Source organism: Serratia sp. MMO-28 (genome assembly GCF_037199905.1).
Lineage (GTDB): Bacteria > Pseudomonadota > Gammaproteobacteria > Enterobacterales > Enterobacteriaceae > Chania > Chania oryzae.
Genome location: NZ_JBBCVB010000033.1, coordinates 44,819 through 58,585, shown reverse-complemented (window position 1 = coordinate 58,585; position 13,767 = coordinate 44,819). Strand labels below are relative to the sequence as shown.

Annotated in this window: 10 protein-coding genes, 1 other RNA gene and 1 pseudogene; 2 read left to right on the top strand and 10 right to left on the bottom strand. The window is 45.3% G+C overall.

Going from position 1 to position 13,767, the window contains the following annotated elements; translation table 11 throughout:
• Positions 1-144: 144 nt before the first annotated feature.
• A non-coding RNA gene (locus WG891_RS27125) (RtT sRNA) lies at positions 145-267 on the bottom strand.
• 222 nt (positions 268-489) lie between these two features.
• Between WG891_RS27125 and WG891_RS22875 the strand changes: the two genes are divergently transcribed.
• Positions 490-1,692, top strand: coding sequence for a tyrosine-type recombinase/integrase (locus WG891_RS22875; RefSeq protein WP_337264531.1), 1,203 nt, complete (start codon positions 490-492; stop codon positions 1,690-1,692).
• A gap of 3 nt (positions 1,693-1,695) precedes the next feature.
• Here the strand turns inward: WG891_RS22875 and WG891_RS22870 are convergent, their stop codons facing one another.
• The gene (locus WG891_RS22870; protein ID WP_337264532.1) at positions 1,696-1,944 is read right to left on the bottom strand and encodes a hypothetical protein; all 249 of its coding nucleotides are present in this window, start codon (positions 1,942-1,944) and stop codon (positions 1,696-1,698) included.
• Entirely contained in the window at positions 1,944-2,228 is a 285-nt protein-coding gene (locus tag WG891_RS22865; protein ID WP_337264533.1) for a hypothetical protein, read from the bottom strand. The genes WG891_RS22870 and WG891_RS22865 overlap by 1 nt, the downstream gene beginning before the upstream one ends.
• Positions 2,229-2,632: 404 nt before the next feature.
• Between WG891_RS22865 and WG891_RS22860 the strand changes: the two genes are divergently transcribed.
• Positions 2,633-2,875: an AlpA family phage regulatory protein gene (locus WG891_RS22860; RefSeq protein ID WP_443006280.1), complete on the top strand. Its 243-nt coding sequence runs from the start codon at positions 2,633-2,635 to the stop codon at positions 2,873-2,875.
• Between the two features lie 758 nt (positions 2,876-3,633).
• Here WG891_RS22860 and WG891_RS22855 read toward each other — a convergent pair.
• The 7 genes and pseudogenes from WG891_RS22855 to WG891_RS22825 all read right to left on the bottom strand — a co-directional run bounded on the left by WG891_RS22855 (position 3,634) and on the right by WG891_RS22825 (position 13,514).
• Positions 3,634-4,545 carry an IS5 family transposase gene (locus WG891_RS22855; protein ID WP_337264534.1) on the bottom strand — a complete coding sequence of 304 codons (912 nt, stop codon included), beginning with the start codon at positions 4,543-4,545 and terminating at the stop codon, positions 3,634-3,636.
• A gap of 337 nt (positions 4,546-4,882) precedes the next feature.
• Positions 4,883-5,908 carry an IS110 family transposase gene (locus tag WG891_RS22850; RefSeq protein ID WP_337264535.1) on the bottom strand — a complete coding sequence of 342 codons (1,026 nt, stop codon included), beginning with the start codon at positions 5,906-5,908 and terminating at the stop codon, positions 4,883-4,885.
• A 103-nt stretch (positions 5,909-6,011) separates the two neighbouring features.
• Positions 6,012-7,127 (bottom strand): UvrD-helicase domain-containing protein, encoded by a 1,116-nt coding sequence (locus WG891_RS22845; RefSeq protein ID WP_337264536.1) that lies wholly within the window; start codon positions 7,125-7,127, stop codon positions 6,012-6,014.
• Entirely contained in the window at positions 7,124-8,776 is a 1,653-nt protein-coding gene (locus WG891_RS22840) for an ATP-dependent nuclease (protein WP_337264537.1), read from the bottom strand. Before WG891_RS22840 ends, WG891_RS22845 begins: the two co-directional genes overlap by 4 nt.
• A 210-nt stretch (positions 8,777-8,986) precedes the next feature.
• Positions 8,987-9,481: pseudogene (locus WG891_RS22835) on the bottom strand (transposase); the annotation flags it as partial.
• 452 nt (positions 9,482-9,933) lie between these two features.
• Positions 9,934-11,871 carry an SIR2 family protein gene (locus WG891_RS22830; RefSeq protein ID WP_337264538.1) on the bottom strand — a complete coding sequence of 646 codons (1,938 nt, stop codon included), beginning with the start codon at positions 11,869-11,871 and terminating at the stop codon, positions 9,934-9,936.
• A 155-nt stretch (positions 11,872-12,026) separates the two neighbouring features.
• The gene (locus WG891_RS22825) at positions 12,027-13,514 is read right to left on the bottom strand and encodes an ATP-dependent nuclease (protein ID WP_337264539.1); all 1,488 of its coding nucleotides are present in this window, start codon (positions 13,512-13,514) and stop codon (positions 12,027-12,029) included.
• Between the last annotated feature and the right edge of the window lie 253 nt (positions 13,515-13,767).

Here is a 13,767-nt window from a genome sequence, read left to right as displayed (position 1 = left end):
GATATTGCTGAGGAGAGGGTGTTTTGAGCATGGCAGTCAGTCCATTTTTTGCACTGACCTTATTAGATCAAAGTCCTGGCCTCACGGCCAGGACTTTGTCATCAATCTGAGCCTGAACGTGAATTCAGGCTTTCTCTTTGAATATGGCGGTGAGGGAGGGCTTGATTCGCTACGCTCACCCTTCGGGCGGCCTGCGGCCGTCCAAAATGGCAGGCCATTTTGTCGAACCCTGTCGAGGGTTCTCGCCCCTCCCTGTGCGGGGAATCTAAAAGCAAAAAAGCCTGAACGTGAATTCAGGCTTTCTCTTTGAATATGGCGGTGAGGGAGACCGCCATATATAAAACTAATACATACCGATTTAATTTAAAAATTCTATATTAATCTGTATATTACGGATTATCTCATCCAATACCAACCTAGCGCATACCAACGTATCTTACAACTAATGGCATACTGGATGGCATACCCATTGCTCAGGATAAAACAACAATGGCATTACTTACCGACACCAAAGCTCGGCACATCAAACCCGATGACAAGCCATTACCACATGGTGGAATTACCGGGTTGACACTTCATCCTTCGTCTACCAAAGGCCGAGGGAAATGGGTATTCCGCTATGTGAGTCCGGTGACACAAAAACGGCGTAATGCTGGTTTAGGCAGCTACCCCGAAATCAGCATTGCTGAGGCGGCCCGACTGGCACAAACCATGCGCGAACAGTTGGCAAACAACACTGACCCATTGGAAGTCAAAAAGGCGGAGACAGAAAAAGTCGTTATTCCTACATTCGAAGAGGCGGCACGAACAGTTCACAGTGAGTTATTACTGGGTTGGAAGAACAAAAAACACGGTAAGCAATGGCTCTCAAGTCTTGAACGCAACGTCTTTCCGTCGTTAGGCTCTAAGCCGCTGGATACCGTTACTGTTGCGGATATTGCTGGAGTCTTACGGCCTATATGGTTAAGTCTGGCTCAAACTGCTGGCAGGGTGAAACAGCGTATCCATGCGGTGATGCAGTGGGGATGGGCTCATGGTTACTGCAATGCCAACCCGGTTGATGTGGTTACCCATTTGTTGCCTCAGCAAATCAGCGCCAATCTACGTACCGAACATCAGCCCGCCATGTCATGGCGGGAACTTCCCTTATATATCAACAAGCACGTTTATAGTGATGAGCGCTATAGTGTCACTCGTGGCCTACTGTTGTTTGTTATTCTGACCGCTTCCCGTTCCGGTGAAGCGCGTGCCATGCGATGGGATGAAGTTGATTTCAAAAATCGTCTTTGGATACTACCTGGGGAGCGAATGAAAGCAGGGGTGCTTCACCGGGTTCCTTTATCTCAGCAGGCTGTTGCTGTACTTGAAAAGATGAGGGGATTGCATGACGAATTGGTATTTCCTTCTCCCAGGAAGCAAACGGTATTATCAGATATGGTGCTCACTGCATTTCTGCGTAAAACAAATGCTCCCAGCGACACAACGGGTAGGGTAGCAACTGCACACGGTTTCCGCTCCAGTTTTCGTGACTGGTGTAGTGAACAGGGGTACCCTCGTGATCTGGCTGAACGCGCATTGGCGCACACCATACAAAACAAAGTGGAGGCTGCTTATCATCGAACCGATCTGTTGGAACAACGCCGCCCAATGATGCAGACTTGGGCGGACTATGTGTTGTCTTCAGTAGGCTAGCGTCTACTTAGCGCCTTTCGGGGCGCTCTTGTTTCTTTTCTGTACCACTGCATCGAAGGTAGCCTTAACGATATTGTCATTTCGGGACCAGTCATTAATTGTTTTGGGAATATTCTCCAAGGATATTTTAATGCCTTTGTCTTTAATAAATTTAATGATATATTCTTCCACGGCGTTAATCGCTGCAGTTTTTGTTTTCCAGCCACCATCAGGCACGTTTTTATTGAGTATTTTGATAAGTTCATCTTTCACTATAGTGTACGATTCAGCCCTTTTCTTACCGCCTTCTCTGGCAGCATTAATTTTTTTTCTTTATATAGCTCTTTGCCTTCTATGGCTATTAAACTTTCCGTCGCGCCTGACCACATATTTACAAGTTTTAATGCATTAATCAAAAAATTACGACCTTTAGTGCTTTCACCCTTATGGTATAAATGTATTCCCCATTGATAGCACACAAAGGAAAGTGGAAGGTAAGTTTGAGTATCTCCCCGGAAAAATGCGTTACCTTGTACCTCTTCTACATAGTTATCCATTGTATATATTGTGTAGCTCACGGTTACTTTTTTACGTTCATCTTTCTTATCTGCTTCATATATTAAGTCACCTTTATCGTTGACACGCTTACCATTATTATCTATGTGATAACCATTTTTATATTTTTCGACAAGATTTTGAGCATCTTTTGTATACTGGTTAATGCAATTTTCATAATCAATTTTTTCGTAGAATTCATATTTTTTAATCTCATCTGTGCGGTTTCTAAATTCATCTAAAAGCTCTTCAAATAAAATATCAAACTTGTTTTTTTCATTGCATTACCTAAAAAGTGAATGTGAAGTGCTTACAGTAAAAAAATACTTTTAGTTGACGGGTCGTATGATGTTTTAGCTTCTTGTAATCTCTAGCTACCCCCTAAAATGATCAAAAGGAATCATCTATGTCTTTACAAACAATGAAGATTTTACGTTTACGTGCTGTCGTACAAAAAATTGGTATAGCACGCTCAACCATTTATGATTGGATCAATCCTAAATCACCACGGTATGATCCAACATTTCCCCGACAGGTCCAGTTAGGCCAAAAGTCTGTTGGCTGGCTGGCTGGAGTCAGAGTTGGAACAGTGGATTCGACACAGGAAATAAAAAGTTCGGCCCGGAGGGAGTACCTCCGGGAGTTTTAACCACGCTAGGGCATGCCCCTGAATCTCACCACAAGTTTAAGCAAGTAGTGAAATTGCTTTTTAAATGCGAAATTTCGCATATAAGCCCTGTTAAGCATTGTCTTTTCGAGATTCTAGACTATAAAGGCCGCATGCGCGGCCTGTATGGGTTAGCCGATGTTGCGATGGCCAATGAGGTACTTCATCTGTCATGGTGAGTGTTTCGCTGGAGGTGAAGCCGTAACCCTTGTTCCCAGGCAATGTCTGCAATCATTTCAGCATCGGATCCGGTGCGCTCGTTTTCTCCCCTGGATAGCCAGAGTTTCAAAATCTCAGTATTCACGTTCATTTTCTGTTTCCTATGTGTTTGGGAACACTCAGCGTCGTGTCACGACGGTGGAAACGCCAACATAATTTGGTGCGGGCAACGAAATATCTGCCCCCGCTGTTAGCGTGAACTGAAGGTTTAACCTTGTTCCCGGTTGATTAATACATTTTGATGTTAGCAATGTCCGCTTCTGGCACAGGCTGTGTGAAAACTCTGGGCAAAAGCTTAAATGCATGAGGCTATACAAAATCTGAAATTGAACGGCTGGTCAGCAGAGTCAAATTTTACGTATAAGCACGCTTTTCAGCTTTGTTTTTGGCCATTTCTGCGTTCAAAAACGTTTTCACACAGCCTGTGCGTGAAGCGGATATATCAGCAGAGTAAGACTGTGAGACGGCTTTGTTGAATAAATCAGAGTTAGCCGACAGGATGGCTTGCTCTGACACACCTGTTATGCGATCCGGATACTGTGCGGCATACCCAACAACGTCATCCGGTTTAGCGCTTTGACCATCGCCATCGCTTCACCCACCTGAGCATCATAGTCCCGCAAGCTCAGATGGCCACCCAGCAAGGTCTTGATACGGAACATGGCCGTTTCTGCCACTGACCGGCGGTGATAACCCACTTTCTTTTTCCAGGCGTCATTGCTGCCAGTCAGATGCTGATTCGCCACCGCGTGGTTACGTTCATAGTACTTATCAGGCCAGTATTGCGCACCGCTTCGTGGTGGGATAAGCGGTCTGATATTTTTTCTCAGCAACGCATCATGGCAGTAGCGTGTGTCATAAGCGCCATCTGCAGAGGCTTCCCTGATTTTCCTGTGGGTCTGGTTAATCAGCCCTGGTAATGCCTGCGCATCTGTCGTACCGCTGAGCGATAAATCCGCACAGATAATCTCGTGCGTCGCACTGTCTGCGGCCAGATGAAGCTTACGCCAGTCAGCCCCATGCTGTCTCACTTTCCATTCGCCTTCACCAAAGACTTTAAGGCCGGTAGCGTCGATGACCAGGTGAGAGATTTCACCACGGGTTGGCGTTTTTATGCTGATGCTAACGTTCTTTGCCCGTTTGCTGACCAGAGAGTAATCCGGGCAGCGCAACGGCAGAGCCATCAGCTTAAAAATCGAGTCAACAAAGCCCTGTAAAGCCCGAAGCGGCAAGTTGAACACGCTCTTCATCATCAGGACAGTGGTAATCGCCATATCGGTGTAGTGAAGCGGTCGGCCACGACCTTCAGGCTGTGTACTGTCAGTCCATGCGGCAATGGCAGACTCATCAAGCCAGACTGTCAGTGAACCACGCTGCCTGAGTGCCTTGTTATAAGTTGACCAGTTGGTGATTTTAAACTTTTGCTTTGCCATGGGAACCCGATGCTGAAACGACTGTAGCGCTCAGATCCGCCAATCTTCTGAAGGTTCGATTTATTCATAGATGGTCGCCTCCTATTTGCCAAGCTAAATATGTTGTGGTGGCTTTACTGGTCATCGATTGCAGCCATAGATCCGGACTTTGCCGAGGTGATGTGAAACACCTCTGTCCCTGATGGAATACGCTGATGGAGGCCTCTATCAACAAAGCGCTCTTTCAGGAGCCTTGAATAAACCGGGTTTTCCCCATCGCGGTCTGACCTGTCTTGCCATCACTTCATGCTTGCCTAGGCAATCGATGGTGTTGTTTCTGTCTTACTGACTAAGACGCTTAAGCGCTTATTATTGGCGCACAGTACTCCCTCTCCTTGGCCAAGAGCGCCCACACAGTCCGCGCATTCTTGTTAGCCAATGCTACCGAGGCAATGTTGTTATTCCGGCGCGCCATTAGTCGGTTAGCCCAGCTCGATACGGCATCCTGTTTACGTTTGGCCGACTGCAACACCGCCCTGGCACCATGGATAAGCAATGTCCTCAAATAGGTATCGCCTCGCTTGCTTATCCCGAGCAGGACTTGCTTACCCCCACTGGAGTGCTGACGTGGAACCAATCCGAGCCAGGCAGCCAGTTGTCGGTCATTCTCGAAATTATTGGCGTTACCAATGGTCGCAATCAGCGCGCTGGCGGTAACAGGGCCAATACCAGGGATCTTGCCGATACGCTGGCATAGAGCATTTTGTCGATAGCACTGCTCAATCTGCTTGTCGAGTGTAGCGATGACATCGAACAGGTACGCCATGTGGTGCTGTAGTAGACTCAGTTGTGTACGAAACAGGGCGGGTAATGAGTTATCCGCATCTTCCATGAGCTCAGGTAACCGTCGCTGTAGCTGCTGGATCCCTCGGGGTACTACAATGCCAAATTCGGCCAATAACCCCCTGATTTGATTAGCTTGCGCGGTCCGCTGTTTGATGAAACTCTGACGACTCCGGTGAAGTGCCAATACGGCTTGCTGCTCAGCGGTTTTGACCTGCACGAAACGCATGTTAGGTCGAGTGACGGCTTCACAAATAGCTTCTGCGTCTGCAGCATCGTGCTTATTGGTTTTAACATAGGGTTTGACGAACTGAGGGGCCATCAGTTTGACGTTATGGCCCATCGACATCAGTTTATTGGCCCAGAAATGAGCAGATGCGCAGGCCTCCATGCCGATCAAACAGGGAGGGATGTTGGCAAAAAAGGAGGTCATTTGTGCCCGTCTGAGTTGTTTGTTGAACAACCGTTTGCCGTGCTCGTCAACCCCGTGGATCTGGAAAACGTCTTTTGCCAAATCGATGCCAATAGTTTTAACGTTCATGATGGCCGCTCCGTTCAATTAGTGACGATTTATCGTCCCACTGTGGCACAAGAGATGGGAGGCGACCATTCCATTAACAAAGCCCTGTGAGACCCCCATGCTCCTACCCTGAAGTGTAAATTTTAATCCCATTAGAGTTAAAAGCAGCACCACCATTAAAGACAATCGCAACACTTTTAACAGCTCTAGTGAGGGCTACATACAACTTGGCTCGTGAATCATTGGTGAGTGCAGCGTTATTATCCTGAAACCAGAGCAGCATAGGTTCGGTAGGAAAGATGATCACACGTTCAAATGTCAGACCTTTAGATGTACCAAAGGTGAAGACAGGATAACGTTCATCAACAGCGCGTTTTTTATCCCAGCGCAACTGCACGGGAGCATACTTTTCTAGGTAATGACTCAGTAATTTTGCAGGCAGCAGGAAGACTCCGTCGTGACCAGATATTTCACGAACGTTAGAGGCTGAAGGGGCAAAAGCAGGATAAAGTTTGTTGGCAAAATCATTGATTTCATGAAAGCATCGAAAGTTCTCATTCAGCGTTTTATCATCGACTGTAACTCCTGCCGCCTTGTCATCAAAGAAATTCACGATGGCAGCTTTTTTGTATTTCGCATTTTTCTCGGTATTGACGGTACTGTAAGTTGCCTGACGCGGGTCGCCGACCAAAGTGATTTTAATAGGGGACCTGAACAGTGTTTGAAGAATTTCAAGATCGTAACCAGCGAGATCCTGAACCTCATCCACATAAATTTCATCAAAGCACGACGCTAGCCGAGCGATGACTTTGCCATTCGAACTCTCATCACAGCGAAGGGAGAGTTTGGCTATTTTATCGGAGTAAAGTTTAAAATCAGAACTGAAATAGTGATGCCTGAAATCTTTCTCCCCCCAGTAGATGGGTCTCCCCGCTGCCTTATAAGGCTTTACACCGGATTTGCTGTTGCAAAGGAGCATGCCTTTGACGTCATGGTCAAATAAACATCCCTGATAGGGTTTTATCCAGTGCTTAATCAGAAAGGAAAACCAGGTGACTACGTACAAATTAGGCGGGACATATCCATTATCTTTAATGATTTTGACATTTATTTCATCCCGGCATGCCTCGGTGAACGTGGTAATCAGAATACGCTTGCCTGACGTGGCTGCTTTTAATGCTTCACTGACCACAAAGGTGCTTTTACCTGCTCCAGCAGAGGCAATGATGACTTTGTTCATTTGATTGCATCCAGAATGTACTGCGGATACTGTATCCTGAGCGCCGCAGTATTCTTATGGTTAAATATCTTCAATGCGCAATCTGTTTTATTCGCACGCATGTAAATGCGTAAATCATCATCAGAAGTATGTGCAGTCCCTAAAACGGCATTAAGGTTTGCCCTACTATTCACCTTTAGTAATTTAGGCTCAAGCGTATTGTAATTGTATTTTTTTGTACCCACCATCAGCGTACCGGTATCAACAATTGGGTCAGCACAGATATCAATGTGTGGTTTTTTATTTGCACCCAGATAGGCGCTGTATTTTTTCTGGATTGCGGCACTATCACCATCATTGTCTGTTACAACGCGAGTGGGCTTGTCGATAATCGCGGCTATTTCCAGAAATCTCAGAAACGAAATCCCCACTGAAATGACTTCGATTCCGTCCTCTACGGGCAGTCGTCCGTGGTTCGCATCCATGTAGGCCTTCTGAACCACAAGCTCGTCCGAGTCGCCTTCAACCAGAATCGCTTTCTTACACAGAACCATTCGAAGCGTGTCGTAGCCCGCAATCTTTTCGAAAAACTCTTTCGTGCCTGGTGTTAGCGAAGCCAGCTTGGTCGTCTTGCGGTTTGAGAGAAAAATCAGATCACCAAGACCGAGTTTGTTCGCAACGAAACTACTGTGAGTTGTAATGATGATCTGTTTACCTTCACAGTTGTCTTTGATGGTTTTGATGAGCAGATTAAGCTTGGTGTGCGATAGGTTATTTTCAGGCTCTTCAATCAGAATAACATTCGACTCTTTCGCTTTATTGTGTGAAAGCGCCAAATTTGTCTTCACAATGTTTTGCTCGCCCTTTCCAATGTAATTAAACGGAACATCATCTAGACAGGTAATCAGACTCGATTCCCATGCTTTTTGAGAGGAAAGCTCAACCGAGATAGTGACCTTTTTACTTGTGATCTTGCTTGCACTGATAATTTTCTTATTGATGGTTTCGATAGATTTGTCTGATATGAAAGCTTCTTTCATCTTACGGTGCGACTGAGAAATGCTAATGACCTCATCGTCCGTCAGTAAATCCTTGATTATTCTGCTGATGTAAACATCTGATCCATTGCTGCCTTTGGCCGAGGATGAATCGATAAATGCAGACTTGAGGGGGATGTTGCGCGATAAAAGTGACTCCCTGTTGAAGCCTTTCCACTCAATATCGTAATACTCGATAGGTAACGTTCTTATATCACCTGCTTTTAAGAGTGCTTCATAGGCAGCCTTATAGTCCTCGTTGAACTTGATTTTGAACACAACTCCCACTGAGGATGACTTCAGGCAGTTACCGTCTCCTTCGAGAAAAACGGTGTCAGGCGTTTTTTTAAAGTGGAGCTCAACGAACAGCGATGGCGGTGGCAATTTAGCTGCGGTTGCAAGACTGACTATATACTCCCTCACTAGTTGATCGTTAAAGAGATACTGGCTAATGTTGTTCTTAACAGGCTTCCCCGCATACAAACCCGTCAAGCCCAGATTGATCGCCTCAAGGATAGTACTTTTCCCAGCTTCATTATCGCCAACGATAATGTTCACTGACTCATTGAACTCGATGCAAAATCGGTCTTTGAAACCTTTAAAACCCTCAACAATTAGCTTTGTGATAACCATCAACATCTCCATTGTCTATTATACGTATTCAATTCAGGAAAATATTCCTGATGAAAAGTGGATAGGTATTTATGGCGGCAAGTTCACTATCAACCGAGCTATTGACCCATTCCCTTTTGATTAAAATACGCCAATGTTAGTAATGCCTCTACCAACTGTTGGGATAATTGTGAACTTCCGCTTCACGCCCTGAGACATTCGACAAGCTTTTTATGGCCTAAGTAAGGGCGAGTGTCGCGCTTCGAGAGCCAACAAATACTTTGCTTCATCGTACTGGGTTCTGGTCTTCCAGCAGCGGTAAATGATCCTTATCCATTTGAATGCCAGAGCCCGGATTGCAGATTGGTGAGATTTTCCTTTTTCTCGCAGTGCCTGATAATAAAGTCTGGCAAGTATGATGAATTAACCGTCTTGGCAGCCCATTCAACAAAGGTCTGCCTGACGAACTTGGCAACACTGCCATCGCCAGTGACCCCAGGATTTCTGGCCACTTCGTTCTGTCACCGGTGCAATACCTGCGTAGTTTTGAATTTCTTCAGCGCTGTTAAACCGGTCACGGTTATCACCAAGTGCAGCAAGCATCCGTGGACCCATTCACGGCCCCATGCCCGGAAGTGATTTGAACAGCCCCGCGTCTGGCAATGTGTCAAACAGCGTTTCGATTCGTTCGTAATAGGTTTTGATGATTTCACTCACGACTGTCAACGCCAAGATTTATGACTGTTTTTCGCCATTTTTAATGTCCGCTATTTGATCACTTTTGTTGCCCGCTTTCCGCCATTTCATCTTCATTGATTGGCGTTGCGTTTTTAGCTAGGGTGTGTCCCGTAATTATTTTTTGTACAATCCAACGCCTACTTTAACCAACGTTTTCACACAGCCTGGGCACAAAGTGTCAGACACGGAGTGACAGGACGCTAAGAGAGAACCAATCTATTTCAATTAACTGCAATGAAGCTGCTGTTCAGCCGCACGGCCAGAGCCAAAGACGTTCACCATCTGATAAACAACTTCTGCTTTATTACGTTGCCAACAGTTACACCTTATCCAGGCTCTTCGAAGAAGGCGGTATCCCAGCGAAGCACATCGACCACTACCGTGAAATAGCGGTGAAAACAGTGTTGCGCTATATCGATTCGTAGCATAACGTGCCATTATTAAGCGAGATACAGACGCTGTTGCTTCCAGTATTCGATACCGCCTAAAATGCTATCCGCCCTAAGCCACGCTCTGGCAATCAGAATCTGCAAATGTTGGGCGTTCAGAGCGCTGACGAGCTGTGTACTTTCGGTTAACAGCTGCACGATATACGTAACAACATAGTCCCCCGAATCCAGATATCCTTTACTCCGCTGCCTTTCTTTCAGCAGGCTTTGGCTGCCCTTAGGCCAGCGACGCCGGAGCGCGGAAAGCAGGATATTGACGTAATTAATATTTGCCAGCACCAGGTCTGCGATGCGGTCTTCTTCACGGGCAGTACTACGTTCAATAAGATAAAAACCGTGGATTGCCGGGCCGTGCCGGGTATAAAGATTCGGCGGACTGCTCTCCCGGTAGAGCAAATTCCAGACCTCGCCGAAGGAAAATACCTCTTCATCATAAAAAAGAGCGGCATGGCGAATGGACTGCATTTCCATACTCCCCTGCAGATACAGAGGCAGTTTTTCATTCTCGAGCTTCATGAAATACTGATAGAACATGGTGCAGATCTTTTCGCCCAGGCGCCGCAAAGGTTTGCTCTGCCAGAGGCACCATCGCTGCCACCGTTCAGCGATATCGAGCAAACAGCCAAACGCGTCGATTTGCTCATCAAGTGAGAGTTTGAGTGGGTTCCTTAACCACCGCACAAGATAAAATAAAAGCGCTTTTGCAGGTTTATCTTTAGCGCGAATTAGGCCTGTACGGTTCACTTTGCTGACTTTTTCGTTCGGTGATTTTAGATAGTTTTGTACCAATAGCGCCCTGGCAATAAACCCTCGGGAGTAGTAAATTTCAGCTTCAAAAGGCGTCAACAAATCGTCATTTCCCAGCAGGCGCTTCAAATGGCGAAGCTGCTCCTCGGCCAGTTGGCCAAGGCCCATAGAGCTGGCCAGCCGGGCACCGGTAAGGTATTTCTCTTTCTTTGTTGGGGTGTAATATTCTGCCAGGGCAGTTCGCCACCAGTCGCTACCGTCTCCGGGCTCCACCAATGTCCTACGGGAAATTCCCAGCAGGGCAATCAGCAGCTCTGATGTTGGCCCGTACTGAACCTTCATACCGCCAAACGCTCCCTGCCAGTAGACTTTCGGCTCGCTATTTTCCTGCTCGCTCAGCCGCCAGAACTCCTTCTCCTTTCTCGAACGGTGATCAATCCATACCAACCGAGTTGCGTGATCCCCGTTCCAGCGCTGGCGGATCCAGTGATTAATGTCGAAATGGTCGGTACCGCTGTAGCCTGCAACCACCATTAAATCTGCCTGAACGGTTACCTGTTCGAGCAACGTTTTGATCACCTCCGGCAGTCCGTGTTCCAGATCTGCAAGCGTTGCACCAAGCGACGCAAAGTCGCGCTCTATGGTGCCGTGCACTTTTATGATGCCCCAGTCTTCTCCGTATTCCCGGTACAGGATGTCTAAGGTTTTGGTCTCAGGGTCGATAACGTGCACAGGGATCTGATGACGACCCGCCTGTTCGATACAGTCATCAAAATTGGTGGTAATACACCAGCCATGGTGCTCAAGCAGGTAATCGGCAATCAGATGGTGATTAGCATTCGGGGGACGCTTGGAAAAAATGCGCAGCAGTTCGCGTGCGGCATCGCTACGCTCGACGCCTTCAATGGTTGAAGTTTCAAACGCTTTATCAAGCACGTGTTCCAAGCGCGGCAGGCTTCGCCCCATCCACTGCTTACATTGGCTAAACACCGTTTTAATTTCTGAGGCTGCGCTGCTGTCAAGCAAATGGTCGAGCAGCGCTTCTGTTAGTGCGTTTCCGCCGGGTAAGTGCGTGGGGGACTCTATGGAAATCCCAGCCCCGACCATCAACACAACCTTGCCTGGGCAGGGCCGTTCGGGCGTGAATCCCTCCCAGCCAAACCACCAGTGCTCCATCTCCATTGTTTTCTCTCCGGCTGCGCAGAAGTGTTATTTATGTCTTAATTATCCAGTAATTCAAACCACCCAAAAGAGTGTCAATAAGTTGCGTATTATCGTGAGTGAGATAGCTCAATTACTCACCGATCTCCTTCACGATAATACGCAATTACTTTGAATCAATTATGATGAGTGCTTATGAACTCTCTTTTAATAAACTCTATTATATCACTCCAAAAAATCTCGTTTTCTTCATTAAAAATATCAATCATCCCACCTCTGAGGAATATTTCAGAAGTGAAGTCTAGCTTGTTGCTAAGATTTGAAAAATACAAATGGTGGTCACAAGCAGAGTTCATAACACTATCTATCTCAGAGTTAATTCTATCAACAGTAAAGCGTGTTAAGAGGCATCGCTGTCTCAATACTGATACCAGTTTGTCTTTATTTATTGCAATATAATGAAAAACAGTGACATCTGGGTATGTATCACCAAGATACATTGCATTATTAGGAAGTTCTTTTACTCCAGGGCGACCAGATATATCACCATCAACTAATGCAATCGATGGAACTGATATCGTCGGATTTGAGTTGTGATATTCACTTACCTTTAATACATTTGGATAACCTCCTGCGGTATGAACTTTTATACCAGGGGCCAAGTCAGGAATATAGCGATCAATTGCATTTTCAACCCACTCTTTTGCAAAGGAATCCTCAACATATATTATCTTCCTATTTGTTACCTCCCCCGTGATTGCTCTTAAACTTTCAATGCTTAACTTCCCATTCCATACTTTTTTATTTATTGATGCCCATACTGCCTCCGGAGGAAGTTCATTTATTGCATCTTGAGAGTGTGTTGTAAAAACTATCTGAAGTTTTTTTCTTTTAGAAACATTTTGTAAATATTGAACAAACAGCCTTACTGCAACTGGATGTAAACCATTCTCTAACTCCTCAATTAAAATTAATGAGTTATCGGCGGAATTTTCTATTCTATCAATGGTTTCTATAATGGATGCCTCTCCTGCGCCAAAGTGAAACTGAGAGTATCCTGTAACCCCATTAGCTGTTCCTATATACATTTTGGCTGTTTGGTCAGATCTTTTTCTTATTATTTTATAATTGCTAATATTCTTATCCAAAACTGCTGTGGCGTAAGTTATAGTATTCTCATTCAGCGCTAATTCATCAAAATCGTCTCTATTTCCTGCTATGAATTGCTTGAACTTAGATAACTCGCCAGCAGGTACAGTTCTTTGTATTTCTATATATTGGACCTGCCTGTTGGGGAAGCTATCTCTACGCCATCTAGATTGTTTGAATTTCGCTGTTCTTGTAATATTTCTATCTGGGGTGGTTTCTTTATCTGTTAACTCAATTTCTATCTCCCACTCGCTCATTGATTCGTCACCAATAAATGCTTTGGGGAAAAACTGACTTGGTTTAATCGTTTTATATGCAAGAGCAACTGAACCAAGTATTGTTGATTTTCCTCCACCATTAGTTCCAATTAAGGCTGTCACTGGAGATTTAAAATCTATAACTTCATCACTAAATCCTCTAATGTTTTTCAACGAAATCCTTTTGACATATTTACTGAATCTATTATCTCTGACCTTATCCATTTCCACTTGTAATTCGTTTGGTGACGGTTTCATACTTAGCCTCTAGTTTCATTTAAAGAATATAGAATAAACAGAGCTAATTCATGAGTTTTTCAAGCATAAACTGCTTTTAAAATAAACTGAGCTAGGTCTTGTTTAGTGACTTCTTTGTTCAATTTAGTATCGTTATAGCGACTAAAAATCTACTTGAAGTTTTAGTGATTGTTTTAAAAATGCTAGGTATTGCATCTTTCTTTGCATTTTTAAAGAGATTCCCAACCTTTCCCTAAACATGTGTGGAAGTTAA

Bases quoted from the DNA above. Each gene is read 5' to 3' on its own strand.
- WG891_RS22865 (WP_337264533.1), bottom strand. From the start codon at position 2,228: ATGGATAACTATGTAGAAGAGGTACAAGGTAACGCATTTTTCCGGGGA.
- WG891_RS22855 (WP_337264534.1), bottom strand. From the start codon at position 4,545: ATGGCAAAGCAAAAGTTTAAAATCACCAACTGGTCAACTTATAACAAG.
- WG891_RS22825 (WP_337264539.1), bottom strand. From the start codon at position 13,514: ATGAAACCGTCACCAAACGAATTACAAGTGGAAATGGATAAGGTCAGA.
- WG891_RS22845 (WP_337264536.1), bottom strand. From the start codon at position 7,127: ATGAACAAAGTCATCATTGCCTCTGCTGGAGCAGGTAAAAGCACCTTT.
- WG891_RS22830 (WP_337264538.1), bottom strand. From the start codon at position 11,871: ATGGAGATGGAGCACTGGTGGTTTGGCTGGGAGGGATTCACGCCCGAA.
- WG891_RS22860 (WP_443006280.1), top strand. From the start codon at position 2,633: ATGTCTTTACAAACAATGAAGATTTTACGTTTACGTGCTGTCGTACAA.
- WG891_RS22840 (WP_337264537.1), bottom strand. From the start codon at position 8,776: ATGGTTATCACAAAGCTAATTGTTGAGGGTTTTAAAGGTTTCAAAGAC.
- WG891_RS22875 (WP_337264531.1), top strand. From the start codon at position 490: ATGGCATTACTTACCGACACCAAAGCTCGGCACATCAAACCCGATGAC.
- WG891_RS22850 (WP_337264535.1), bottom strand. From the start codon at position 5,908: ATGAACGTTAAAACTATTGGCATCGATTTGGCAAAAGACGTTTTCCAG.